This window comes from Pseudodesulfovibrio pelocollis, assembly GCF_030282845.1.
Taxonomy (GTDB): domain Bacteria; phylum Desulfobacterota; class Desulfovibrionia; order Desulfovibrionales; family Desulfovibrionaceae; genus Pseudodesulfovibrio; species Pseudodesulfovibrio pelocollis.
In genome coordinates, this window is the sequence record NZ_JASTWE010000013.1 from 39,515 (window position 1) to 64,988 (window position 25,474).

The following is a 25,474-nucleotide window of genomic DNA, read 5'->3' on the forward strand; positions in this document are numbered from 1 at the left end:
TTCGTGTCGCCGCGCTACTGCCTGCCCCCGACGGGCTCGTAGGTGAAGACAAACTCGCCCGAGCTATCGCGGCCTGCGCCGGAAACGGGCTTGCCGCCCTTCCCCGCCTTGCCCCCCTTGCCAGCCTTACCGACCAGGGACACGGTGACAACCCCGCCCTTGGACAATTCGCCAAAGAGCAGTTCGTCGGCAATGACGTCCTTGATCTCGGTCTGGATGACGCGGCCCATGGGCCGTGCGCCCATGTCCGGGTCGTGGCCCATCTCGGCCAGCCGGGCGCGGACCTCGGGAGTCAGGGTGACCACTACCCGCCTGTCCTGCAACTGGTCGTTGAGTTCCTTGAGGAACTTGTCCACGATCATCTCCATGACCGGCTGCTCCAGGGACTTGAAGGCCACGATGGAATCGAGCCGGTTGCGGAACTCTGGACTGAAAAGCTTTTCAAGGGCCTTCAGGGCCCCGCCCTTGCGGTCGGAATCCTTGTCGCGCTGGAAGCCGATGGCCCCCTTGGAGAGTTCGCGCGCCCCCGCGTTGGAGGTCATGAGCAGGATGACGTGGCGAAAATCCGCCTTGCGCCCGTTGTTGTCGGTCAGGGTGGCGTAGTCCATGACCTGGAGCAGGATGTTGAAGACATCCGGGTGCGCCTTCTCGATCTCGTCGAAAAGCACCACGCAGTGCGGCTTCTTGCGCACGCCCTCGGTGAGCAGGCCGCCCTGGTCGAAACCGACATAGCCCGGAGGCGCGCCGATGAGCCGGGCCACGGCGTGCTTTTCCATGTATTCGCTCATGTCGAAGCGCAGGAAGCTGATGCCGAGCACCTTGGCCAGTTGGCGGGCCAGCTCGGTCTTGCCCACGCCTGTGGGACCGGTGAGCAGGAAGCTGCCCACCGGGCGGCCCACCTGACGCATGCCCGCCCGGGAGCGCTTGATGGACTTGGCCAGCGCCCGCACCGCCTCGTCCTGGCCGAAGACCACGGACTTGAGATCATCCTCCAGGTGCTGGAGCCGAGAGCGGTCGGAAACGGTCAGCCTGCGGGCCGGGATGCGGGCCATGCGGGCCACGACCTTTTCGATGTCCGCCACCTTGATCCGGTCGCCCTTGCGCGAGCGCACCGAGAGCTTGTAGAGCGCGCCCACCTCGTCCATGACGTCGATGGCCTTGTCCGGCAGGTGCCTGTCGGTGATGTAGCGGTCCGACAGTTCGGCTGCGGCCTTGAGGGAGAAGTGAGTGTAGTTGACGCCGTGGAACTTCTCGTAATGGGGCTTGAGGCCCTTAAGGATGGCCACGGTCTCGTCCACGCTCGGCTCGGCGATCTCGATCTTCTGGAACCGGCGCGACAGGGCGCGGTCCTTCTCGAAATGGTTCTTGTACTCCTCGAAGGTGGTGGAGCCGATGCAGCGGATCTCGCCCGACTGGAGCAGGGGCTTGAGGATGTTGGATGCGTCCATGCTGCCGCCGCTGACCGAGCCTGCTCCGACGATGGTGTGGATCTCGTCCACGAAGAGGATGGCCCCCTTGGTGGCCTTGAGCTGGGCCAGGACACTCTTGAGCCGGGCCTCGAAATCGCCGCGATACTTGGTGCCCGCCAGGAGCGAGCCCATGTCCAGGGCGTAGACCTCGGATTCGAGGAAATCCCCCGGAACCTGGCCCTCGACGATCATCAGGGCCAGGCCCTCGGCCATGGCCGTCTTGCCCACGCCCGGATCGCCCACGAAAATGGGGTTGTTCTTGCGGCGGCGCGAGAGCACCTGCACCGTGCGCTCAAGCTCTGCGGCCCGGCCGATGAGGGGGTCGATGAGCCCCTGGGCGGCCCGCTCGGTGAGGTTGACCGTGTATTCCTCAAGGGGGCTCTTCTTGTCGGCGCGCTTGCCGTCAGCAGGCTCGGGCCTCGGCTGGCGCCGGTCGCCGCCCAGGTCGCTCCACTCCTCGCCCGTGGACATGCCGTGGGAGATGAACTCCAGAATGTCCAGGCGGGACACGTCGTGGGTGCGCAGGAAATAGACGGCGTAGGAGTCCTCCTCGTCGAACATGGCGGCCAGCACGTCGCCCACCTCGACCACGCTCTTGCCCGAAGCCTTCTTCTGCCACACGGCGCGTTGCAGCACGCGGCGCACGCCCAGGGTCTGGATGACCTCGGTCTCGGTGTTCTCGGGCAGGGCCTCCATGTTTTCCACGAAGAACCGGCCCAGCTGATCGCGCAGCCTGTCCATCTCCGCGCCGCAGGCTTCGAGGATTTCCTCTCCCTGCTCGCCGGTGGCAATGGCAAAGAGCAGGTGCTCCAGCGTCAGGAATTCATGGTTGCGCCGCCTGACTTCGTTGACCGCAGCCGTCAATGCGCTTTCGAGTTCCTTGCTCAGCATCGTCATCGCTATTCACCTTCCATGCTGCACTTGAGGGGAAAACCCGCACTCCTCGCCAGCCTGTGGACCATGTCCACCTTGGTTTCGGCCACCTCGGCGGTGTATGTGCCGCAAACGCCATAGCCCTGGTTGTGCACGGCCAGCATGATGGCCGTGGCCTGGGCCTCGTTCTTGCGAAACACGCGCACCAGGACCTCCACCACGAAATCCATGGTCGTATAGTCGTCGTTATGCAAAAGAACCTTGTACTTCCGGGGCTCCCTGACCTCCCGCTCGTCACGAAGTCCGGGGGTGGCCTGATCGCCTGTCAAGGGTTCACTCATCGGTCGCTCTCCGCCATTCCTCGGTTTTCTTCAAGGTCCAATATAAATTCCTTTGCCCCGCCTGTCGAGGGACGAATGTCATTCTCTGCCGATTTCCGCCAGCAGCGCGGCCTTTTCGGCCGGGGGGAAGACGAAATTCTCGTCGGGCTCAAGCCCCATGGCCGCGCACCGCTCAAGATTCAGGGCATGATAGGTGGCCCTGGTGGATGTCTCGGGATCGAGGCCCAGGGCAGCGGCGCACCGGGGCACCGTGGTTTCATCGCCCTCGATCTCGACGAAATCGCCGTAAGGCAGATGGTCCAGACACACGGTGCAGCCGTCGAAGCGCCACTTCTCCCGCACCTTCTCGTAGGCAAAGGCCACGTCAAACCCCACGGCCTCAAGGGCCGCGCGCATGGTGGCGAAATCGCCCACCGTGGTCTCAAGCTCCTCGAAGACCTTGAGGACGGAGTCAACGGCCTCGCCGGGCGGACGCTTGACCGTGAGCACGGCCTGTCCCTGCCGCAGCCGCAGCCGCAGCAGCACACCGGCCGCCCGAAGTTGCCGCCCCGGCCCGTCGAAGACCAGGTTGGACTCGAAGTAGCGTCCGCCGCAGGGGGCACCGCCGTCGGCAGCCAGCCTCCGGCGTAGCGCATCCAGGTCCGCATCGGCGTATTTCAATTCGCATTCAAGGGCCATTGGCTTTCCCCTCCTGTCTTGCTATGGTCCGGCCACGGTACCGACATGATGATGAAACTCCTCTATCTCTCCCTGGGCGGCGCGGCCGGAACAGTGTCGCGCTACTGGCTCTCCGGCGTGGCCCAGCGGCTGGTCGGCACGGGCTTTCCGCTGGGAACCTTCGCGGTCAACATGGTCGGCTGCCTGTTCTTCGGGGCCATCTGGGGCTATCTTGAAAACCGGCTGCTCCCCGGAAGCCATGTGCGCATCCTGGCCCTGACGGGCTTCATGGGCGCGTTCACCACCTTTTCCACATACATGTTCGAGACGGCCGAACTGGTCAAGATCGGCCAGTACGCCATGGCCCTGCTCAACGTGGTCGGCCAAAGCGTGGCCGGGCTGGCCCTGGTCCTGGCTGGCATCGCGCTGGGGCGGCTGATCTAGCGCCACCGGAGGAAACCATGAAGCTTCTGGAACAAGCCGAACGCATCCGCATCTACATCGGCGAGGACGACACGCACGAGGGGCGCCCCCTGGCCGAAGTCATCGTGGAACGCGCCAGGGCCATGGGGCTGGCCGGGGCCACGGTCTTTCGGGGCCTGAGCGGCTTCGGGGCCAACAGCCGCATCCACACGGCCAGGATTCTGCGCCTGTCCGAGGACCTGCCGGTGGTGGTTGAGATCGTGGATCACCCGGAGCGGCTGGCCCCGCTGATGGAGGCCCTGGACACCATGATGACCGAGGGCATGATCACCACGGAGCCGGTGCGGGTGATAGCCTATCGCCACAGCGCCAAGGTGGCCGGATAAGTCTAGCCGCAGGCGCGCACGATTTCGGCGGCAATGCCCTGCAGGGGCAGGACCTTGTGGACGCCGCCGAGCTTGATGGCCTCCTGGGGCATGCCGAAGACCACGCAGGTGGCCTCGTTCTGGGCGATGGTGAATGCTCCGGCGTCGTAGAGTTCCTTCATGCCCTTGGCCCCGTCGTCGCCCATGCCGGTCATGATGGCGGCCACCACATTGGCCCCGCCGTACTGCGCGCCAGAGCGGAACAGCACATCCACCGAAGGCCGGTGGCGCGAGACGAGCGGCCCGGCCTTGACTTCCACATAATATCTGGCCCCGCTGCGCTTGAGCAGCATGTGCATGTTGCCCGGGGCGATGAGTGCCTGCCCGCGCAGCATGGAGTCGCCGTCCGCGGCCTCCTTGACCGTGATGGCACAGATGGCGTTGAGCCGCTTGGCAAAGGCGGCCGTGAAATGCTCGGGCATGTGCTGGACGATGGCGATGGGCGGACAGCCCGGAGGCTGCGCCTCTAGGAAGACACGAAGCGCCTCGGTGCCGCCGGTGGACGCGCCCACCAGGCATATCTTCTCGGTGGTGGTCAGGGCGTGTGGTCGGGTCATGGGCAATACGGCATCCGCGTTGAGTTTGGGGCTGATCTTGATGGGCTGGGCCGCTGCGGTGAACTTCCTGGGGCGGGCGATGGCAGCGGCCTTGACCTTGTCGATGAGCAGGATGCTCGATTCTTCCAGAAATTTCTTGGTGCCCACCCGTGGCTTGGTGATGATCTCCACCGCGCCGTATTCCAGTGCCTTGAGGGCGTTGCTCGTCCCGTGCTCGGCCACTGATGAACAGATGACCACCGGGATGGGATGCTGCTTCATGAGCTTTTGCAGGAAGGTCAGCCCGTCCATGCGCGGCATCTCGATATCCAGGGTGATGACGTCCGGCACCTCGCTCTTGAGGCGCTGGGCCGCGACATAGGGATCGACGGCCGTCCCGATGACCTCGATCCCCGGGTCCGAGGAGAGGATTTCCTCCAGGGTCTTGCGGACCACGGCGGAGTCATCGACTATGAGTACGCGAATCTTCTTTGCCATGCGCACCCCCCTTGAAGTACTCGTTCAATCCTCAGCTGGTTTCGGCGATGACCCGCCGGACCAGACTCGGAATGTCCAGGATGAGCGCGATGGAGCCATCGCCCTTGATGGTGGCCCCGGAAATGCCCTCAACGTCCTTGTAGACGCGGCTCAAGCTCTTGATGACGGTCTGGTGCTCGCCGATGACCGTGTCCACCACGATGCCCACGCGGCTTCCCTCCACGCCGGTGATGACGATCTGCTCGATGGGCGGGTTCTCCCCGTCCACGGCGAACCATTCGCGCAGATGGATGTAGGGGACGATTTCGCCGCGCAGGTGCAGGATGCGCTGCCTCGAACTTTCGTCCATGTCGCTGGCGGACAGTTCCACGCACTCCTCCACCAGGGAGAGCGGAATGACGTAGTACTCGTCGCTCACCCGCACCTGTAGGCCGTCGATGATGGCCAGGGTCAGCGGCAGGCGGATGGTGATGGACGTGCCCTTGCCCAGGGTGGAGTCGATGTCGATGACGCCGCGCAAGGAGTCGATGGCCCGCTTGACCACGTCCATGCCCACGCCCCGGCCCGAGACATTGGTGACCGTCTTGGCCGTGGAAAATCCGGGCTCGAAGATGAGCTTGAGCAGATCCTTTTTGGACAACTCGGCGTCGGCCGATATGAGCCCCCGCTCGATGCCCTTTTCCCTGATGATGGAAGGGTCCATGCCCCGGCCATCGTCATTGATGCGGATGAGCACCTCGCCGCCGGAGTGCTCGGCCGAGAGATAGATGGTCCCGTGGGCGGGCTTGCCATGCCTCCGCCGCTCCTCGGGCGGCTCGAGGCCATGGTCGATGCTGTTACGCAGCAGATGGACCAGGGGATCGGCCAGCCGCTCGATGACGGTCTTGTCCAGCTCGGTGTCCGCGCCCACGGTGGTCAGGACGATCTCCTTGCCGAGGTTGGCCGAAAGATCGCGCACCAGTCGGCGGAACTTGCTGAAGGAGGTGCCGATGGGCAGCATGCGAATGCCCAGGGTGGAGTCGCGCAGCTCGTCGCTCAGGCGCTCCAGTTCCTCGGCCAGGGCGGTCATGACCGGATCGCTGCGCTCGCTGACCACCTGGGTGATCTGCGCCTGGACGATGACCAGCTCGCCCACGAGGTCCACGAGATAGTCGAGCTTGTCCGCCGCCACCCGGATGCTGGAGAGGGCCTCCTGCTGCTTGCGGCTGGCGTCGGCCTCCTTGGCCTCGGCCTGCCGCCGCACGGCCAGCTCCACCTTCTCGGGCGGCACTTTGCCCTCTTCAGCCAGAATCTGACCCAGGGGTTTTTGCTTCTTGAGGGCTTCCTGAATGTCCGCCTCGGTCACGTCGCCGCACTTGACGAGTATCTCTCCGAGCCTGGGCGGTCCCGCGTCCTCGTCCTCGCACAAGCCGTCGTCGTCCGCGACTTGCTGCGACGCGACGGGCTGCGGCCCGGTCGGCTGCGAAACAACGGGCTCGGCCGGGGGAGCGCCCGTGACCGGCACCGGATCACCCACCTCGTCCAGTATCTCCACGTCGAGGTCGGCATCGGCGAAAAAGAAGATGTCGCGCACGCTGTCCGCGTCGATGTCAGTGGTCAGCCCCAGCTCCCAGCCGCCGAACACGGTTTCCACGGGACGGCCGATGATGTGAAACTCTCCGACCCCGGCCAGCTCCAGAAAGAGCGACTCCAGCCGGGCCTCGTCCGGTTCCTCGCCCGAGCGGGGTGTCAGGCCGATGCGATACAGGCGGCGGCCCGGTGAGGATGCTGGCGGGGCGGCCGTCTCCCCGGCATCTCCGTCATCTGCGGCATCTCTGGCCGCGACCGATTCGTCGTCCCCGGCATCCTCATTCACTGCTGTGGCGGGAGCGGACGGCGACCCGCCCGAGGCCAGGGTCTGGAGGCCGTCGAGGATGGCCCGGCGCTCGACCGGGTCCACGTCATCTCCCTCGGCCGCGCCGAGCATGAGTTTGATGTGGTCGCGCGAGCGCAGGGCCAGACCGCACAGTTCGGGCGTCACCTCAAGCAGGTTGTTGCGGACCATGTCAAAGGTGGACTCCACCTCGTGGGTGAAGGCCGCGATGTCCTCGAACCCGAACATGGACCCCGAACCCTTGATGGTGTGCAGGGCGCGGAAAATCTGGTTGACCATGTCCATGTCGTCCGGGGATTCCTCAAGCTCGAGCAGCGCCCCCTCCAGTTCGCCCAGGAGGTCGTAGGCCTCTTCCTTGAATATCTGTCTGTTGAGATCGTCGGACATTCGTCTCGCTCCTCAATGTTCATCGCAATACGCGCACGACAAAATCATCTCGTCCGTCCCTGTGCCACTATCACAGGAAGCGTTGGTCAAAGCCCATTATAAAGTGCGTTCGCGCGTGAAAAAAATGGAGTCTTACGCCTTGCCGTGAAAAACGATTTCCGCCCTGGCCGTGGTCTCGTCAAAGGGCTTCACCTTGATGGAAACCTTCTCTCCCTTGAACTCGGCCGCGCCCAGCAGGATGCCCTCGAAATAGTCGAACAGCCCTCGGCTCGACTTGTAGTTCATGAACAGCTCGCCCCCTTTGTCCTCATAGGTGAAGACCGGCGGCTTGATGCCCGGCTGGTCCTTGGTCAGTTGGGCGTGGACATCGTTCATGCGCAGATAGAATTCCTTGAGGGATTCCTTCTTGAAATGACGCGGGTACATCTCGTGGAACCGCTTGATGGAGAACTTGCCGAACTCGATGAAGAATGCGCGCACAGTGATTGAGGCCCTGGCGGCCGCGATCTCGGCCATCTGGAGCATCGCCTGATCCGGATAGCTCTCGGTGGGCAGGAACACGGGGCTGCCCATCTCCTTTTGCACGGCCTCATAAACCTTGTCCCCGTAAGTCTTGCGGACAAACGCCTGGGCGAGCTTGGGCAGCACGCCCTTCATCCGCCCCTCGGACTCGCGCAGCCGGGTGCCGCTGCCACCGTCGCGGAATTCGTTGGACACGTCGAGCAGTTCCTGGGCCAGCCCGGCCAGTTCGCGGGTGGCACTGGCCGCCTGCCCGGCGGCCTCGTCCGCCTCGCCCGCGATCTCGGCGATCTCCTCGATGCTGCGGCCAATGTCCTCGGACGCGGACGACTGCTGCTCTGCAGCCGTGGCGATCTGGGCCACCCGGCCGACCATGTCGCCGATGCTTCCCATGATGTGCTGCAGGGCCTCGCCCGCCTGATTGGACAGGCCGGTGCTCTCCCCCACCCGTTTCTCTGTCCGGCGCATGGCCTCGGTGGCGTGGCGGGAGCGGGACTGAATGGTGCCGATGGCCTCCTCCACCTCCTTGGTGGCGGCCATGGTCTTCTCGGCCAGCTTGCGCACCTCGTCGGCCACCACGGCGAAACCGCGACCGGCCTCGCCCGCGCGCGCCGCCTCGATGGCCGCGTTGAGGGCCAAAAGATTGGTCTGGTCCGCGATGTCGTTGATCACGCCGATGATCCGGCCGATCTCCCCGGCCTGGGCGTCGAGTTCGCCGATCTCGTGGCCGAGCTGCTTGGCGGCCTCGGCCACCTCGTTGATCGCCTCCACGGCGCGTGAAACCATGGACGCGCCCTCGGTGGCCGATTCCTGGGCCTTGGCCGCCGCGTCGCTGGTGGCGCTGGCGTTTCTGGCCACCTCGATGACCGTGGCCGTCATCTCCTCCATGGCCGTGGCTACAGACGAGGTCTGGCTGCGCTGTTTCTGCGCGCCCTGGGCCTGCTCGTCGGCAGCGGCCGAAAGCAATTCCGTGGCCGAGGCCACATGCTCGGCCAGGGTGCTGATCTGCTGCCCGGCCTGGGCCATGCGTTCGCGCTGGCGCTCCACCTCGCGCCGCTGCTCCACGGCCTCGGCCAGATCCACGAAGGAAGTGACCGCGCCAACCATCTCCCCGGCCGCGTCATGCACCGGCGAGACAAAGCATTTCAGGCTGGCCTGCCGACCATCCCACAGCGTGACCTCGGCGTCCTGGGCCACGGGCTTGCCGGAGCGCAGCGCCTTTTCGGTCAGGGAGTCGCCCTTGCCGTACATGGCCTTCCCCACCGCAAACCCGACCACCTGGGTGGACGGCTTGCCGAGCATGTCGAGCAGGGCCTTGTTGGCCAGCAGGATGCGCCCCTCGCGATTGCACAGAAGGGCGGGATTGCCCAGGGCCTTGAGGGCGGTCTCAAGCAGGGCCTTTTCGCCCCGTAGCGTGTCCACGGCCTGATCCAGTCCGGCGAGGGCAGGCGGCAGGGGATCGCTCTGGCCGCCTTCGGCCAGGGACCGGGCCAGGGACCCGGCCGCCTCGCTCAGGCGGGCCTCGCTTCGGGCCACGAGCCACGCCGCTGCGGCCACGAGCAGCGCGATCAGCGCCGCGCCGAAACCGAAGGCGGCCCAGCCGCCGACAAGGGTGGCCCCGGCGAATACCGCGATGGCCGTACATCCCAAAATCACAATAAAGCCGCGAGGACCGATGAGCATGGGTGTCACTCCGTTTGCCAAACGCCGTCATGGCGCGGGATCGGGTTCACAAATATCATGGATTACCGCGCAATTAGTACGCGCTATCCAGGGAAAAGGCAATTGCAGGGAGGAAAAAACGGCAAAAAGACGCAAACGGCTCTGGGCATCAGCCCAGGGTCTTCTTGCGCAACAGCCGGATGGCCCGGCGCTGGCGATAGCGCCTGATGATGAAAAGCGACAGGAAATAGGTGGCCACGGTGGCTGGAATGCCCACGGCCAACCCCCCGGCGAACATGACCAGGAACAGGTCCCAGCCCGCGTTGATGAGCTGCTCCATCTCCAGCCTGGAGGCATCAAAGGTCACACCCTCCACGCCGGTGACGGCCCGGCCCACCTTGAAGAGAAAGAAGTAGAACGGGACCATGGTGGCCGCGTTGGAATAGCAGGTGGCCAGCCACGCGGCCAGTTTGTTGACCCGGAAGGCGAAGGCCAGGGCCACCACCACCACGGACTGGAAGGGCATGATGGGCATGGCCCCGATGAACATGCCAAGGGCCATGGCCGCGGCCAGATTGCGGGGCGATGAATTCTGCCGCATCAGGCGCAGATACCACAGACGGCTCCAGCGCTTGGCCCCGGTCCACCAGTCGGCCTTGCGCTGCCGAAGCGGTATCCTGTCTCGACGCGGTGCGTTCAAGGGCTACTCCAGCACGTCGAAGCGGGAGAAGGTCATGACGAATCCGGCCCGGCCCTGGGTGGCGGAGCGCAGGTCGGTGGAAAAGCCGAAGAGTCGACCCAGCGGAGCCAGCCCCTGGACGACCTTTTGCCCGGCCCGGTCAAGCATGTTTTCGATCTTGGCTCCCTTGGAGCCGAGCAGACCGACCACATCGCCAACGAACTCCTCGGGCACGGAAATCTCAAGCCACATGATGGGTTCGAGCAGCCGGGGCGTGGCGGCGGCCAGCGCGTCCTTGAGGGCCATCATGGCGGCCATGCGGTAGCCCACCGGACCGGACTCGCCATCTCTGCGCCCGAGGGCAAGCACCCGCACGCGGACATCCTGGACCGGGTATCCCCGGACCACGCCGCTTTGCAGACAGTCTGTCACGCCCTCTTCCACGGCCGTCAGCCAGGGGGCGGGCCACTGGTCGGGATCGACCTCGAAGACGATGTCGCGGCCCTCGCCGCGGGCCAGGGGCTCCACGGACAGGGCCACCTCGCCAAAATGCGTCTCCTCGCCCAGTTCGCGCCGGAACTGCGCCTCGGCCCGCGCCCGGGCGGCCACGGTCTCGTGATAGACCACCTGGGGCTTGCCCGCGCGGGGGTCAAGCCTGTACTCGCGCCGCAGCCGCTCCAGGACCACCTCCAGGTGCAGTTCGCCCATGCCGGAGAGGATGATCTGCCCGGTCTCCTCGTCGTGCTTGAGGTCCAGGGTGGGGTCTTCGAGCAGGTATTTCTCCAGCACCTCGTCGAGCTTGTCGCCCTCCTCTGTGTTGCGCGGCTCGATGGCCAGGGAGATGACCGGCTTGTAGTCGCCGATCTGCTCAAGCAGGATCGGAGCCTCGCGCAGACACAGGGTGTCGCCGGTGCGGGCGTACTTCATGCCCGCCGCGCCCACCATGTCGCCCGCATAGGCGGTGTCGATCTTTTCCCTGCGGCCCGCGTGCAGGCGGAAGAGGCGGGCCACCCGCTCGTCCTGGTCCTGGGTGATGTTCCAGACCGTGTCGCCCGCATTCAGCTGGCCCGAATACAGGCGCATCATGGCCAGCTTGCGGCCGGAATCCATGGTCACCTTGAAGACCAGGGCTGAAAGGGGTTCCTTGGCCGAGACGGGAAACGACTTCCGGTTGCCGGTTTCGGGGTCCACGCCCGTGGCCGGGGGCACGTCCAGGGGGCTTGGCAGATAGTCGCGGATGGCGTCCATCACCGGCTGCACGCCGATGTTGCGCAGGGCCGAGCCGACCAGCACGGGCACGATGGCCCGGGCCAGGGTGGCCTTGCGCAGGGCTGCGCGGACGCGCGCCGGATCCAGCGGCTCGCCCGAAAGGTAGATGTCGAAAATCTCCTCGTCCTGCTCGGCAGCGGCTTCGATGAGCCTGTCGCGCCAGGGAGCGACACGGTCACGCTCCTCTTCGGTGAGATCGGTGCGGGTGAACTCCAGGCCGCTCGTGGTCTGATCAAAGCGGTACTTTCGCATCTCCACCAGGTCGAAGACCCCCGCGAACTCGGTGCCCTCGCCCTCGGGAAACTGCACGGGCAGCGGATTGGCGCGCAGCTTGGTCCGGATGGACTCCACCACGGCCTCGAAATCGGCCCCGGGCCGGTCCATCTTGTTGACAAAGGCGAGCTTGGGCACATGGTAGGACTCGCTCTGCCGCCACACGGTCTCGGACTGGGGCTGGACGCCGCTGACCCCGCAGAACACGCCCACCGCGCCGTCGAGCACGCGCAGCGAGCGCTCCACCTCGATGGTGAAATCCACATGGCCGGGGGTGTCGATGATGTTGATCATGCACGGCCCCCACTGACAGGAGGTCACGGCCGAGGTGATGGTGATGCCGCGCTCCTGTTCCTCGGGCATGTAGTCCATGGTGGCGGTGCCCTCATGGACCTCGCCGAGCCGGTGGATCTTGCCGGAATAATACAGGATGCGCTCAGTCAGCGTGGTCTTGCCCGCGTCAATGTGGGCGATGATGCCGATATTGCGCAGTGCGGCGAGGGTTTTGGCCGAGGGGGCGTTGCTCTTGCTCACGTCACTCTCCGGTGGTCCAGGCGACGGACTGGTACTGGAAATGCTCCGGGTGCAGGTCGGGCCAGATCCAGCACCCCTCCTGCCCGGGACCGAAGACGACCCTGGCCCTGCCCAGCGTCTGTTCCGCCCGGGCCGCCGGGACGTAGGCCACCTCCATGATGGCGTCCAGGAAGTTGTCGAACCCGTCGCCTTCGTAGGAAAAATTCTCGGCGGGCAGCTCCGGTTCGACCCCGAAGACGCTGAATACGATGTCAGGATGGATGAAGGCCAGGGCCTCCAGGTCAAAGGTGTCCGGCCCCTCCATCCAGACAGCGGCGGCCCGGGTGTAGCGCGGCCGCCAAAAGGAGATGCGCGAAGCAGCCTGCAACTCGTTGGTCTTGATGACCGCGGCCCTGGGGCCGAGCACGGCCACCGCGCCGGGGCGATTGGTCTCCCGCAGTTCGCCGAACAGCCGCCGGGCCTGTAGCTCGGACATGTCCACCACCTGTTCCTGCCCGGCCAGTTCGAGCCCGGTCAGGATGGCCTTGCGCCAGGGGGTGCCGTTGCTCACCCGCACGGCCAGGACGTTGCCGACCCCGACCGCGATGGGCGGTATCAACGCGGCCAGAAGCCGGGAGGGGGAGAACAGGCTGCCGTCAAAGAGAATCACGGCGAAATCCACGGCCTCGGCCACCTGGCGGGAATCAAAGCCCGAGCGCCAGCGCAGGGCCAGCTCGCCGCGCGTGGCCTTGCGCGGGCCGTACCAGTCGTGCAGCCGGGCGATGCCGGTCTTCATCCACGCCCTGTTGCGGTTCGAGATGTCGGCATAGGCACGCGCGAACAGCTCGTCGTCGGGGACAAGCTCGCCAACCCAGTCGGGAAAGGAAAAGGATGGATTTCGCATACGCCGGATGCGGCATGGAGCCGCGCGGTTAACCGGTTACAGCCACTTCTTGAGCCAGAGCAGCCAACTGCCCTGGATACGCTGTCGCTCCTCCTCGGAGAGGGTCTTCTGGTACTCGAAATAGGAGTATTCCGCCCTGCCCCTGGCATAATCGCGCAGGTCCGGCACGTCCGGGAAGTTTTCCACCACGTACTGATAGCGATGCCAGGCCGGGCCGTACTGGCCGGTTCGCCAGAAGAAATCGGCCACATAGACCTCGTGCTCGGACAGGATGCGGCGGCCCCTGACGATCATGTCCGCCGAGGCTTGGGCATACTCCGAATCCGGGTAGGTCTCCTGGAGCCGGTAGAAATACTCAAGCCCTTCCTTGATGTTCTCCTGCCTGCGGTCGATGGAGGTGAAGAGATTGAAGTCGGCATTGCCTATCTGGAAGAGGACATAGGGAATGGACTCGTGGCTCGGGTGCAGGGCCTCGAACTCCTTGTAGGCGTCCAGGGCCAGCAGGTATTCCTCGTCAAGGTAGTAGGCATCGCCAAGGCCAAGCTCCGCCCTCAGGGCATAGGGGCTGAAGGGGAACCGGTCCTTGAGCAGGGAGAAGTATTTCTGCGCGTCGTTGTATTCCTTGGCAGCCATGGCGTCCACGCCCGCCTCGTACAATTCCTGGGCGGTGTCCGTGGGCGGCGGCAGGAAATACATGTCGATCAGGGCGCAGCCCGACGCCAGCCAAAGAAAAAGAATGGACGCAATGAGACGGGACGACCGCATGATGGCTCCTACTGGCCGAGCTGTTCGAGATAGGAGAAGGCGGCGGTGGCGGCGGTGGCGCCGTCGCCCACTGCCGAGGCCACCTGGCGGCACATCTTCGAGCGGATGTCGCCCGCCGCGAAGACGCCGGGGATGTTGGTGCGCATCTCCACATCGGTAATGACGCCGTTGCGGTCCTTTTCCACCGCCTCGGGCACGAAATCCATGATCGGCTCGAATCCGACAAAGATGAAGGCACCGTCCACGACCAACTGCCTGCGCTCGCCGCTTTTCAGGTCGTGCAGGGCCAGGGATTCGAGGTTGCTGTGGCCCACGATCTCCTCGACCACCGTGCTGCGCATCACCTCGATCTTCTCGTGGGTGAAGCACTTCTCTTGATAGCAGAGCAGGCCCCGGAAGTCGTCACGCCGGTGAATGAGGTAGATCTTGTTCACCAGCCGGGCCAGATACAGGGCCTCCTCCAGGGCGGAGTTGCCGCCGCCGATGACGGCCACGTCTTGGTCGCGGAAGAAGTTGCCATCGCACAGGGCGCAATAGGACACGCCCCGGCCCACCAGCCGGTCCTCGCCGGGCACGCCGAGTTTGCGGTAGCGCGAACCGGTGGCGAGGATGATGGCCCGGGCCTGGATGACCTCCTCGCCCACCTTGATGGTGTGGATGGGCTGGCCCAACTCGATGCTCCTGACCTCGTCGTTGACGCGCTCAAGGGGATAGCTCTCCAGATGGGCGGCGAACTTGTCGGCCAGCTCCCACCCCTGAAGGCCCGAGGGAAACCCCGGGTAATTCTCTATCTCCGAGGTCATAAGCACCTGCCCGCCCGGGGAGAGCTTCTCCACCATGGCGGTCTTCACGCCCGCGCGCAAAAGATAAAGGGCAGCCGTCATCCCTGCCGGGCCGCCCCCTATGACAACGGCGTCATACAACTTCATCGACTATAGCGCCTTCTTCGCGATCATTTCCTTGATGCTGCTCTTGGACACGGCTCCGGTGCTCTGGTCCACCACCTCGCCATCCTTGAAGAGAATCAGGGTGGGGATGGCGCGGATGCCGTACTTGCCGGGGGTGGCGGAGTTCTCGTCCACGTTCATCTTGACGATCTTGACCTGACCCGAATACTCCTCGGCCAGTTCGTCGATGACAGGCCCCATGGCCCGGCAGGGGCCGCACCAAGGGGCCCAGAAATCGATGAGAACAGGGACATCGCTCTGCAGAACTTCCTGCTCAAAATTACCGTCGGTGATCTGATTGGCCATGGAATTCTCCTTTTGCGCCGTCTCCCGCCATCGTGTCGCGGCCGTGTCGAGGACTCGACCCGGAAACTGTCCCGAAACCGGGACCGAACGTGATAGCCGGAGGCGGCTCGGGTTCAAGATATTTTTCTAAAATATGTTTCGGAGCGCCCTGCTGTCAAGGCGCAGCCGATAATTAACACTCCCCGGCCCGTTTGTCACCGCAAACGGACCAGTCCTCGGGGATCGCCCTGCCGCGCGGCACCGCCTCCAGACCGAGATCGTGACCATACCCGGCCCGTGCAAGAAGCCACCCGGCGTAGGCGATCATGGCCGCGTTATCCGTACACAGCGAAAGACCGGGCAGGGTCAGTTCCACCCCGGCCGCCCCGGCCACCTCGGCCATGGTCCGGCGCACGGCCGAGTTTGCGGCCACGCCCCCGGCCACGATCAGGCTGCGCACTCCATCCGTGCGCTTAAGGGCGCGCTCCACCTTGATCTTCAGCGTCTGGGCCACGCTCCAGTTGAAGGAGGCGCAAACGCGGGCCAGCTCTTGCCTGCGCGCGCCGCTGACTCCGGCCAGCCCCTGGCCCCCGGCCATTTCGTCGAGGACCAGCCCGGGATGGGCGGCCACATGATTGGCCACCGCGGTCTTCAGGCCGCTGAAGCTGAAGTCCAGGTTGTCATTGTCCACGTAGGGACGCGGGAAGAGCGCAGTGTCCGGCTCTCCCTCGCTGGCGAGCATGTCGATGAAGCGGCCGCCGGGATAGACGATGTTGAGCAGCTTGGCCACCTTGTCAAAGGCCTCACCGGCGGCGTCGTCCAGGGTGCGGCCCATCAGCTCGACGTCCGTGGCTGAACGCATGAGATAGATATGGGTATGCCCCCCCGAAACAAGCAGGCCCAGCGCCGGAAAGCGCAGCTCCCCTTCCAGGCCCGGGGCCAGCAGATGGGCCATGAGGTGGTTGACCCCGATGAGGGGCGCTCCCGTGGCCAGGGACAGCCCCTTGGCAAAGCTCAGACCCACCAGCAGGCTGCCGAGCAGCCCCGGCCCGCGCGCCACGGCGACCCGGTCGATGTCTGCCGGTGCCAGCCCGGTGTCGGCCATCAGTTCATCGAAAAGGCGCGGCAGCACGCGCAGATGCTCGCGCGAGGCGATCTCGGGCACCACGCCGCCAAAGAGCGCGTGGACGTCGATCTGCGTGGCCAGACGCTCTGCGACCAGCCGCCCGTCCTCGACCAGGGCCACGGCGGTCTCGTCGCAGGAGGTCTCGATTCCGAGGATGCGCATTACCGGCTTTTCTTTCTTCGCTCGGCGTTGAAAATGTCCTGCACCACCCTGACATCGTTGAGGGAGCCACAGAAGAAAGGCACGCGCTGGTGCAGGTGATCGGGTTCGATGTCGAGGATGCGGTTGGCCCCGTCAGTGGCCAGCCCGCCCGCCTGCTCCACGATGAAGGCCATGGGGTTGCATTCGCAGGTCAGGCGCAGCTTGCCAGTGGGCTTTTTCGGGTCGCGCAGGTCGGCGGGGTACATGAAAATGCCGCCGTACAGGAGATTGCGGTGAATGTCGGCCACCAGGGAGCCTATGTAACGGCCGCTGTAAGGCTTGTGCAGGGCGTTCTTGGGCGACTTGAAATAGTCCAGCGCCTTCTTGGTGTCGCGGTCCCAGTACCGCTCATAGCCCTCGTTGACCGAATATATCTTGCCCTGCTCCGGGATGCGGATGTTGGGATGCGAGAGCAGGAACTCGCCCACACTCGGGTCCAGGGTGAACCCGTGGACCCCGTCGCCCGAGGTGAACACAAGCATGGTGGACGAGCCGTAAAGAATGTATCCTGCCGCAACCTGCTCGCTGCCCTTCTGGAGCACATCGCTGGACATGAGCGGCCCCTGCGGGTCGCTCTTGCGCTTGAGGATGGAAAAGATGGTGCCGATGTTGACGTTGACGTCGATGTTGGACGAGCCGTCCAGGGGATCGAAGATGATGATGTAGTCGCCGCGCGGCAGGGACTCGGGCACCTCGATGATGTCCGCGTTCTCCTCGGAGGCCATGGCGCAGAGTACGCCCGATCGCGCCAGCCGGTGGATGAGGATACGGTTGGCGTAGTCGTCGAGTTTCTTGACCTCCTCGCCCTGGATGTTCACGTCGCCGGTGAAGCCGAGGATGTCCACCAGCCCGGCCTTGGTCACCGCGCGGGTGATGATCTTGGCCGAAAGGACCAGTTCGTTGAAGAGCCGGGTGAACTGCCCGGTGGCCCCGGGGACCATCTTCTGGTGCAGGAGAATGTGCTCCGTCACCGTGACCTGCTGCGGCATTGTCACTTCCTTTGTCCTCGGGTTCATGTACTCGCCTCCCCACGCGCTCATCTAGAAGAACCACCAGGATTTTTTGGACGCCGTGGGGTCAACGCTTTCAGTGGCGTAGACATAGCTGCTGTCGCCGATGTAGCGCACAAGCCAGGTATAGTGTTTGTCCCCGACCTCCACCTGCCCTTCCACCTCTTTCCTGAGGATGTCCTCCCACGGCAGGGCGAGCAGGGACTCCTCGTCCACGTCAGCCCCGCGCGACCACACGCCGCCGCCAGGATGGATGATGATCAGTTCCTCGGGCGAGGGGCTGAGGCCGAGCAGAGTCCGGGGATCAAAGCCCACGGCGATGAGGCCCCGAAACTCGACGTCCTTGAAATAGGGCCGCCCGATGTACAGTTCCGGGCCGAGATCGGAGTAGTCCACCACGGTCAGCAGGGTGATATCGCGCCAGACGGCCTCGAAGACGAGGGGATTCTCGATCTTCTTCACCGGCACCTCGGGCTGCATGAAGATGATGTTTCCCTCATCATCGGTGACCAGAACGCGATGCGCCCAGGGGAACCGGGCCAACAGCAGGTCCATCCAGTCCACGTCCGGGATGGTGTCGGTACTGTTGACGAACCGGCCAAGGGAAGTCAGGGGGCCGTCCACGGGCGTGAAGAGCCGGGCCAGCTTCTCCTGGTTGGGATTGCTGAACTGGTAGCTGTCGGTGTCGATCTGCGGCGGCGGGTCAATGTAATCCTTGGTGGTTTCCCAGGATTTCTTGACATACTTGGTGGTCGATCTCCACGTGGAACAACCGGACAGGCTCAGGGCCAAAACCAAAAGCACGAATACGCTGGTATACTTCATCTATTACCGATTGAGCCACACGACTTGGCGCACTGCCGCACGGCAACGCCCCATGGCGTGGTCGAGGGTTGTCAATTCTGGACCCGGGCCTCGAAACGCGCGGCCAGGGTTTCAAGGGTGCTGATGAGGCGGTTCTTGGCATGGACGCCAAAGGCGTCATCGCGCCTGCCCGGCTCCGGGGCCTCGGCCTGCCGCGCCTCAAGTTCGGTGATGCGGGCGGAAAGTTCGCTGCGTCGCTCGTCCGAAACGGATGAATGCAGCAATTCGCGGTAGATTTCAAGGGCACCGGCCACATCGCCTTGGGAGGCGAGCAGATCGGCCATGGTCTTGGTGCGGAACGAGCCCATGCCGGGCCGGGCCGGTTCGCCCCGGTCGCGCCTGAGGGGGACGCCTGCGGCAGCAGGCAGATAGGACGGCGGCGGGCAGTCCGAGGGCGGGGGCAGCGGCGCGCCCACCAGCCGGTCGGCCAGGGTGCTGATGCCCTCGAAGACCACATCGGTCCACTTGATGGTATCGCCGGTGAGGTTGGACGACACGAGCATCAGGAAGACAGCCAGGTCGCGCTGGTCCGCAGGCAGGCTCCTGGCCCAGCCGCGCCAGAAGGCGGGATAGTCGCGCAGGGAGTTGGTCACGCGCTCAAGCGGCTCGTGCATCTCTTCCTCGCGGCCCAGCTCGGTCAGAAGCTCCACCAGGAGCATGCGCGCCTCCAGATAGTCAGGATGCCTGTCCAGGCCGCGCTTGAGGGTAATGACAGCGTCCTCGGGATTGCCGTTTTCCACAAACAGCTTGGCCAGGGCGAAGAAAATTCTCGACCCCGGCTCAAGAGAGAGAACTTCCTGATACCACTCAATTTTCTTGTTCATGGACTGCGTCTCCCGGCTGGTTGGCGGTGTCGTCAGGAAATATGTATAGGATTTCGTCGCGTTTGACAAAGTTCATGCGCTCGCGAATGACCTTCTCCTGGTATGTCGGGTCCGACTTCAACCGGCGAATCTCCTGGCTCAGGTCCAGGCTCCTCCTGTCCACCGCCTCGATGCGCCCCTGGAGCAACTCATAGCGGCTCTTGAGTTCCAGATAGGCAAAGACGCCCTGATCGCTCCAGATCAGCCTGAACAGCAGAAACAGATTGATGAAGAGCAGCAGTGCAACGATGACGATACGCCCGTGCATAGCCCTACTGGAGCCTGCGCCCCGGCTTGGCCACCGCGCCCATCCGGCCCAGGGGCCCCTGCAACTCCCGCAGGAAGTTGGCCGTCGCGCTCTCGATGCGCACCACATCCTCCTCGCTCAATTCCACCTTGTCGATCTTTTCGAGAAAGGCCTTGAGCACGGTGAATTCGTCGAGCAGGGAATTGCCGTGCTCCAGCTTTTCCAGCTGGGGCTCCAGGTCCAGAATTGTCTGGAGGCAGTTCGTGATCCGCACGAGATGATTAACGGAATTGTGGTCGCTCATGATGGCCATCGTCTCGCTGTTCAATTCTCTGCAGTTTTTAACCACTTTTTATAGAAATTGTACAGATAATTCCCGCCTGAAAAAACCGTCAACACCAGGGCCACCCAGAGCAGTGCGTGGCCCACGGGCCTCGGGTCCCAGCCAAACAACGGATAATGGAAGATCAGGAATCCCGTGGCCAGGATCTGGAGCAGGGTCTTGGCCTTGCCGAATTTGTCTGCCGCGACCACCTCGCCCATCTCCGCGGCCACGGCGCGCATGCCGGTCACGGCCAGCTCGCGGCCGATGATGATGATCACCATCCACGCGGGCACGCGCCATTCCGGGCCGAGACGCACCAGCATGATCAGCACCGAGCAGATGAGCAGCTTGTCGGCCAGGGGGTCGAGGAACTTGCCAAGATTGGTGATGATGTTCTGCTCCCGGGCGATCTTGCCGTCGAGGTAGTCCGTGACCGAGGCCACGGCAAACACCGCAAAGGCACCATACGCGCCAAACTTGAAACCGAACCACATCTCGAAATAGAGGAGCAGGACCACCACCGGCGCGGCAAGAATCCTGGCCATGGTCAGGCAATTGGGCAGATTGAAGATTTCTTTTCTCATCGCACCACCTAGGTGTTGGTCGAGGCGGCTTCGAGACTTTTCTGTGCCGCCTCGGCGATGGTGTCGGCCAACTGGATGAAGGCGCGCTTGGCAAAGGACTCCTCTTCAAGCAGTACCACAGGCATGCCCATATCGCCAGCAACAACCGTGGCCGGGTCCAGGGGGATGGCGCCCAGGAATTCCAGGCCGTACCGCTCGGCCAGATCCCGGCCCCCGCCCTTCTTGAACAGGTCGATGGACTCGTGGCAGTGCGGGCAGACCAGCCCGCTCATGTTCTCCACCACGCCGAGGACATTGGCCCGGGCATATTGCAGGAAATTTATGGACTTGCGCACATCGGACAGGGAAACTTCCTGGGGCGTGGTGACCACCACGCACAGGGCCTCGGGCACGGTCTTGAGCACGGTCATGGGCTCGTCGCCAGTGCCCGGGGGCGAATCGACCACCAGGAAATCCAGCTTACCCCACTGCACATCGGAAACAAACTGACGGATGGCCGAAGTCTTCATGGGACCGCGCCAGAGCACGGCCTGATCCGGGTCCTTGAGCAGGGATTCCATGGAGACCACATGCAGGTTCTCGTTGTATTTCTTGGGCATGATCAAGGAGCCCCGGTCAATGTCCAGGGTGCCGGAGAGGCCGAGCAGGGTCGGCACGCTGGGGCCGTGGATGTCCACGTCCAGCAGGCCCACCTTGTAGCCCTTGGCGGCCAGGGCCGCGGCCACGTTGACCGAGACCGAGCTTTTGCCCACCCCGCCCTTGCCGCTCATGATGAAGAGCTTGTACTTGATCTTCTGCAAGGTTGACCGGATCATTTCGTCCTGAATCACCATCTTGGCGCTCGCCTTGCCCTTCTCGCCGCCGCTGCCGCAAGAACCCGAACTGCAATCACTCATCACTTTGCTCACTTTATCGTTGTGTGCCACCTCAGGCGGCCTCATGCACGCTTTCCGCCACGGGACACACGGTCCAGCAGCAGGACGACAACCGCTCCGGCCAGGGCCAGAACGATGGCCATGAAAAATTCACCGTCCACACCCGGCATCACGTTCTGCTCGCGCAGCACGCGCTCCCTGCCGCCGATGACGGCGCTCTCAAGCACTTCCTTCCACGGCCAGACCTTTCTGAGGGCACCGAGCATGAAGCCCGTGAGCACGCTCACTGTGGCCGCCTGCCACCTGTGGAGAAGATAGTGCAGGACGCGCGAAAAGACAATTATGCCCGCCCCGGCCCCGCAGACGAAGACCGCGATGACCAGCAGGTTGTCCGCAGCCAGGGGATTCCTGAGGGCTCCGGTGATGTATTCGTACTTGCCCAGCATCAAAAGCAGGAAGGCCCCGCTGATGCCCGGCAGGATCATGGCGCAGATGGCAATGGCCCCGCAGGCGAAGATGAAGGGCAGGGTCTCGGGCGTGGTCACCGGAATCATGCCCACCAGCAGGTAGCTGACCGCCGCGCCGAGCACCACCAGGGCCGCGTTTGCCGCGCCCAGGGGCCGTATCTCGCCGCCGATCACGTAAACCGAGGCGGCGATGAGACCAAAGAAAAGCGCCCAGATTTCGATGGGATGGCTGTGCAGTAGCGAATTCACCACATGGGCCATGCCGACCATTGCGGTGACTATGCCAAGGAGCAGGCAGACAAGAAAGCGCAGATGGACCGAGGCCAGCGCGCCGGGAAAGTCCAGGGCCAGCAGGCGGCGGACAAAGGCGGCGTCAAAGGAGCGGATGGCGTCCACGAGCTGGGTGTAGATGCCGGTGATGAAGGCGATGGTGCCGCCGGAAACGCCGGGGATGATGTCGGCCGTGCCCATGCACACCCCCTTGGCCCAGAGCAGCGCGGCCCCCCGCAGATCGCGCGGGCCGGGGCTGGCCATGAAGGCCCGGGCCAGGGTTGTCTTGTCGTCGGACATGCGGTCTACCACCCGTGCTGGCCGACGAGGTCCACGAAGGCCACGCCGCCTTGATCGGAGGGGGTGATCCGCCCGTCAACCTTCTCCACGAGCACCAGCCGCTGCACGCGCCGCGACTCGCCCACCGGGATGACCAGGCGGCCGGGATCGGCCAGTTGCTCGATCAGCGGCTCGGGCACGCCGGGGCCTCCGGCGGTGACGATGATGCGGTCATAGGGCGCGTGCTCCGGCCAGCCCATGGTTCCGTCGTCGAGCTTGAGCTTGATGGAGAACAGGCGCATGTCCGAGAACCGCTTGCGGGCGGCGGAAAAAAGCTTCCTGATGCGTTCCACGGTGTAGACGTCGGCCCCCATGTGGGCCAGCACGGCGGCCTGATAGCCCGAGCCGGTGCCGATTTCGAGCACGGTCATTCCCGGCTTGATCTCAAGCAGTTCGGACATGCGGGCCACGATATATGGCTGGGATATGGTCTGCCCTTCGCCGATGGGCAGGGGGCCGTCGGAGTATGCCTTGCAGGCGAACGCCTCCTCCACGAAGAGGTGCCTGGGGAGCGATCGCATGGCGTCGAGCACGGCTGGATCGGCAACGCCGCGCGCCTCGATCTGCTCGCGCACCATGCGCTCTCTGGACCTCACCGGATCAACCATGCCATCTCCCGAAAAATGAACCCCGGCTCCCGGCGGAAGGCCCGCCCGGACACCAGCGAAATGTCTGGGGGATGCTGAACAGATTCCGCCACCAAAGTCAACCAAGCCGCCTGACCCGCCGATCAATCCCCGGCTGCTCCTTGACACGATGACGCCTTTGGTGTTGTCTGAAAACATTCACGAAACGGAGGATCTTCATGCTCAGAGTCAAGGATCTCATGACCACGCCCGTCTTCTCCCTGCGGGAAACGGACTCCCTGCAAAGCGCCCGCTCGTTGATGGATCTCCAGCGAATCCGCCACATCCCCATCGTGACCGTGGACAACATCTTCGCCGGACTGGTGACGCACCGGGATGTCCTGGCCGCCACCATTTCCGGGCTGGCCGAGATGGACCCCGAGACACAGAGCGAAATCGACGCGGGCATCCCCATCAAGGAAATAATGCGCTCGGACATCAAGACCGTGGACGAGAACTCCTCGCTCAGGATCGCGGCCCAGACCCTGCTCAACCACAAGTACGGCTGCCTGCCCGTGGTGCATGATGGTCAGCTCCGGGGCATCCTGACCGAGGCGGACTTCCTGCGCCTGACCATCAACCTGATGGACGCCCTGGACAAGGAGTAGCAGACTGTTCACAAACGGCGATCTGCGTCGTTGCCTCAAAAAGATCAAATCCTCGCGTACAGGAAGTACGCTTCGGCCTTGACCTTTTTTCGCGCCTAGCATCTCACCATTTTTGAACAGTCTGCATGTGCTGCCTTTTTCAACGACCGCTCGCCTCACTCTTTGCCGAAGGCAGGCGAAACGGACTCCCAACTCCACGCGGACCGGAGCCGGACGCCCGCCCGCGCCCGGCCTCGGATTTCGTCCCCGATTACCCTTGTCTCCCGCTCCTGACTTGTATAGAGTAAGTCTAGAATTTTCCACACCCACACCTTCAGCAACAAAGAGAGTGGCAGTAAGATGAAAAAGGAAGGCAGCAAGGGATTTCCCGCCGCCCTAACGGCGGTCATCGTCGTTCTCGCCCTCGCGGCGGGCGGATTCATGCTCTTCAAGGATACCGACCCGCCGGTGATCGCCATCACGCCGGACGGACCCGACCTGGGCCGCGAGGCCAAAATCACGGTGACCATCGAAGACCCGGGCAGCGGCCTGAAGTCCATTGAAGTGGCCGTGGTCCAGAAGGGCAAGCGCACCGTGTTTGCGGAACGCGCCTTCCCCGGCGGCTCCATGCGCGCCGAGGAGACCATCGACCTGGCCAAGGGAGAGATCGCCGAGGGCGAATTCTCCATCGAGGTCACGGCCCGGGACGCCTCCATCTACCCCTTTGGCGCGGCCGGAATGTCCACCGCGCACAAGGACTATGTCTTCGACGCCACGCCGCCGCGCATCTTCGTGCAATCCCACACCGTCAACCTCAACCAGGGCGGCAGCGGCCTGATGGTCTTCACCCTGTCCGAGCCCGCCGCCAGCGCGGGCATCCGCGTGGGCGAGCGGTTCTTCCCCGCCTACTTGCAGCCCGAGGGCGAAAACCTCTACCACTGCATGTTCGCCATGCCCTGGGACACCCCGCCCGCGGCCTTCAGGCCCCTGATCGAGGCCACGGACCGGGCGGGCAACACCGCCTCGCGCGCTTTCAGCTACCACGCCAACCCGCGCCAGTTCCGCAAGGACCGCATCAACCTGTCGGACTCCTTCTTCGAGAGCACCATTCCCGAATTCCAGGGGCTGATTCCCATCACGGGCTCGCTCCTTGACCAATACCTCTTCATCAACCGAGAGCTGCGCAAGCAGAACCGCGACACGCTGATGGAGCTGGGGCTGCAGACCGCGCCGACCATGCTCTGGAGCGACACCTTCGCGCGGCTGCCCAACGCTGCCAACCGGGCGCGCTTCGCCGATGCGCGCGACTATTATTACCAGGGCAAGATTGTGGACCATCAGACCCACATGGGCCTCGATCTGGCCAGTCTCAAGAACGCGGCCGTGCCCGCCGGCAACCACGGCACCGTCGTCTTTGCCGACTTCCTGGGCATCTACGGCAACGTGGTGGTCATCGACCACGGCCTGGGGCTGCAATCGATATACGCCCACCTCAACTCCATGGAAGTGACGGTCGGCCAAGCCGTCTCCAAGGGCGACATCGTGGGCCACACCGGCATCACGGGCCTTGCCGGGGGCGACCACCTGCACTACGAGATCAACATCTCGGGCGTCCCGGTCCAGCCCATCGAATGGTGGGACGACAACTGGATACGCAACAACATCACCTCCAAGCTCGAATGACCGAAAGCCCCTCGCCACGAGGGGCTTTTTTTCCACCCGTGCCCGCCTTCTCCGCCATACCCTGCACGCCTTGTCCGGGAACGATTCTTGCTGCCTCGCTCCCAGGCAA

26 protein-coding genes are annotated in these 25,474 nt (G+C 64.1%); 4 read left to right on the plus strand and 22 right to left on the minus strand.

Annotation, left to right across the window (positions count from 1 at the left end; all coding sequences use genetic code 11):
* Positions 1-14 precede the first annotated feature (14 nt).
* The 3 genes from clpA to QQS14_RS06600 all read right to left on the minus strand — a co-directional run bounded on the left by clpA (position 15) and on the right by QQS14_RS06600 (position 3,361).
* The gene (clpA, locus tag QQS14_RS06590; RefSeq protein WP_285906208.1) at positions 15-2,360 is read right to left on the minus strand and encodes an ATP-dependent Clp protease ATP-binding subunit ClpA; all 2,346 of its coding nucleotides are present in this window, start codon (positions 2,358-2,360) and stop codon (positions 15-17) included.
* An 8-nt stretch (positions 2,361-2,368) separates the two neighbouring features.
* Complete coding sequence (gene clpS, locus QQS14_RS06595) at positions 2,369-2,683, minus strand: ATP-dependent Clp protease adapter ClpS (RefSeq protein ID WP_285906173.1); 315 nt, start codon at positions 2,681-2,683, stop codon at positions 2,369-2,371.
* Positions 2,684-2,761: 78 nt separating this feature from the next.
* Positions 2,762-3,361 (minus strand): class IV adenylate cyclase, encoded by a 600-nt coding sequence (locus QQS14_RS06600; protein ID WP_285906174.1) that lies wholly within the window; start codon positions 3,359-3,361, stop codon positions 2,762-2,764.
* A 45-nt stretch (positions 3,362-3,406) separates the two neighbouring features.
* Between QQS14_RS06600 and crcB the strand changes: the two genes are divergently transcribed.
* Together crcB and QQS14_RS06610 are read left to right on the plus strand one after the other, a co-directional pair.
* Positions 3,407-3,784, plus strand: a complete 378-nt coding sequence (gene crcB, locus QQS14_RS06605; protein WP_285906175.1) for a fluoride efflux transporter CrcB — start codon at positions 3,407-3,409, stop codon at positions 3,782-3,784.
* A 17-nt stretch (positions 3,785-3,801) separates the two neighbouring features.
* Positions 3,802-4,149: a DUF190 domain-containing protein gene (locus QQS14_RS06610; RefSeq protein ID WP_285906176.1), complete on the plus strand. Its 348-nt coding sequence runs from the start codon at positions 3,802-3,804 to the stop codon at positions 4,147-4,149.
* Positions 4,150-4,151: 2 nt separating this feature from the next.
* Here the strand turns inward: QQS14_RS06610 and QQS14_RS06615 are convergent, their stop codons facing one another.
* The 19 genes from QQS14_RS06615 to QQS14_RS06705 all read right to left on the minus strand — a co-directional run bounded on the left by QQS14_RS06615 (position 4,152) and on the right by QQS14_RS06705 (position 23,077).
* Positions 4,152-5,222, minus strand: coding sequence for a protein-glutamate methylesterase/protein-glutamine glutaminase (locus tag QQS14_RS06615; RefSeq protein WP_285906177.1), 1,071 nt, complete (start codon positions 5,220-5,222; stop codon positions 4,152-4,154).
* Between the two features lie 31 nt (positions 5,223-5,253).
* Positions 5,254-7,482, minus strand: a complete 2,229-nt coding sequence (locus QQS14_RS06620) for a chemotaxis protein CheA (protein WP_285906178.1) — start codon at positions 7,480-7,482, stop codon at positions 5,254-5,256.
* Between the two features lie 132 nt (positions 7,483-7,614).
* Positions 7,615-9,684 (minus strand): methyl-accepting chemotaxis protein, encoded by a 2,070-nt coding sequence (locus QQS14_RS06625; RefSeq protein ID WP_285906179.1) that lies wholly within the window; start codon positions 9,682-9,684, stop codon positions 7,615-7,617.
* 148 nt (positions 9,685-9,832) lie between these two features.
* On the minus strand, positions 9,833-10,363 hold the full coding sequence (locus QQS14_RS06630; protein WP_285906180.1) for a DUF2062 domain-containing protein: 531 nt from the start codon (positions 10,361-10,363) through the stop codon (positions 9,833-9,835).
* Between the two features lie 3 nt (positions 10,364-10,366).
* On the minus strand, positions 10,367-12,418 hold the full coding sequence (gene fusA, locus QQS14_RS06635) for an elongation factor G (protein ID WP_285906181.1): 2,052 nt from the start codon (positions 12,416-12,418) through the stop codon (positions 10,367-10,369).
* Between the two features lies 1 nt (position 12,419).
* Entirely contained in the window at positions 12,420-13,301 is an 882-nt protein-coding gene (locus QQS14_RS06640; protein ID WP_285906182.1) for a hypothetical protein, read from the minus strand.
* Positions 13,302-13,337: 36 nt separating this feature from the next.
* A complete protein-coding gene (locus tag QQS14_RS06645; RefSeq protein ID WP_285906183.1) occupies positions 13,338-14,066 on the minus strand; it encodes an outer membrane protein assembly factor BamD in 729 nt (242 codons plus the stop codon).
* A gap of 8 nt (positions 14,067-14,074) precedes the next feature.
* Positions 14,075-14,995: a thioredoxin-disulfide reductase gene (trxB, locus tag QQS14_RS06650; protein WP_285906184.1), complete on the minus strand. Its 921-nt coding sequence runs from the start codon at positions 14,993-14,995 to the stop codon at positions 14,075-14,077.
* 3 nt (positions 14,996-14,998) lie between these two features.
* Entirely contained in the window at positions 14,999-15,319 is a 321-nt protein-coding gene (gene trxA, locus QQS14_RS06655; protein WP_285906185.1) for a thioredoxin, read from the minus strand.
* Positions 15,320-15,491: 172 nt separating this feature from the next.
* A complete protein-coding gene (gene tsaD, locus QQS14_RS06660) occupies positions 15,492-16,586 on the minus strand; it encodes a tRNA (adenosine(37)-N6)-threonylcarbamoyltransferase complex transferase subunit TsaD (RefSeq protein WP_285906186.1) in 1,095 nt (364 codons plus the stop codon).
* Positions 16,586-17,614 (minus strand): class 1 fructose-bisphosphatase, encoded by a 1,029-nt coding sequence (gene fbp, locus QQS14_RS06665; RefSeq protein ID WP_285906209.1) that lies wholly within the window; start codon positions 17,612-17,614, stop codon positions 16,586-16,588. The genes tsaD and fbp overlap by 1 nt, the downstream gene beginning before the upstream one ends.
* A 51-nt stretch (positions 17,615-17,665) precedes the next feature.
* Positions 17,666-18,460, minus strand: coding sequence for a hypothetical protein (locus QQS14_RS06670; RefSeq protein ID WP_285906187.1), 795 nt, complete (start codon positions 18,458-18,460; stop codon positions 17,666-17,668).
* A 71-nt stretch (positions 18,461-18,531) separates the two neighbouring features.
* Positions 18,532-19,323, minus strand: coding sequence for a tetratricopeptide repeat protein (locus QQS14_RS06675; protein ID WP_285906188.1), 792 nt, complete (start codon positions 19,321-19,323; stop codon positions 18,532-18,534).
* Positions 19,307-19,630 (minus strand): FtsB family cell division protein, encoded by a 324-nt coding sequence (locus QQS14_RS06680; protein ID WP_285906189.1) that lies wholly within the window; start codon positions 19,628-19,630, stop codon positions 19,307-19,309. Before QQS14_RS06680 ends, QQS14_RS06675 begins: the two co-directional genes overlap by 17 nt.
* 4 nt (positions 19,631-19,634) lie before the next feature.
* A complete protein-coding gene (locus tag QQS14_RS06685) occupies positions 19,635-19,913 on the minus strand; it encodes a hypothetical protein (protein WP_285906190.1) in 279 nt (92 codons plus the stop codon).
* A 20-nt stretch (positions 19,914-19,933) separates the two neighbouring features.
* Positions 19,934-20,518 (minus strand): CDP-diacylglycerol--glycerol-3-phosphate 3-phosphatidyltransferase, encoded by a 585-nt coding sequence (pgsA, locus tag QQS14_RS06690; RefSeq protein WP_285906191.1) that lies wholly within the window; start codon positions 20,516-20,518, stop codon positions 19,934-19,936.
* 8 nt (positions 20,519-20,526) lie between these two features.
* Positions 20,527-21,414 (minus strand): Mrp/NBP35 family ATP-binding protein, encoded by an 888-nt coding sequence (locus tag QQS14_RS06695; protein WP_285906192.1) that lies wholly within the window; start codon positions 21,412-21,414, stop codon positions 20,527-20,529.
* 41 nt (positions 21,415-21,455) lie between these two features.
* Positions 21,456-22,430, minus strand: coding sequence for a DUF368 domain-containing protein (locus QQS14_RS06700; protein WP_285906193.1), 975 nt, complete (start codon positions 22,428-22,430; stop codon positions 21,456-21,458).
* A gap of 5 nt (positions 22,431-22,435) precedes the next feature.
* A complete protein-coding gene (locus tag QQS14_RS06705) occupies positions 22,436-23,077 on the minus strand; it encodes a protein-L-isoaspartate(D-aspartate) O-methyltransferase (protein WP_285906194.1) in 642 nt (213 codons plus the stop codon).
* 197 nt (positions 23,078-23,274) lie between these two features.
* On the opposite strand from QQS14_RS06705, the gene QQS14_RS06710 reads away from it, so the two are divergent.
* Both QQS14_RS06710 and QQS14_RS06715 read left to right on the plus strand, forming a co-directional pair.
* Entirely contained in the window at positions 23,275-23,703 is a 429-nt protein-coding gene (locus QQS14_RS06710) for a CBS domain-containing protein (protein ID WP_285906195.1), read from the plus strand.
* Positions 23,704-24,042: 339 nt separating this feature from the next.
* Positions 24,043-25,365, plus strand: a complete 1,323-nt coding sequence (locus QQS14_RS06715; protein WP_285906196.1) for a M23 family metallopeptidase — start codon at positions 24,043-24,045, stop codon at positions 25,363-25,365.
* The last annotated feature ends 109 nt before the right edge of the window (positions 25,366-25,474 follow it).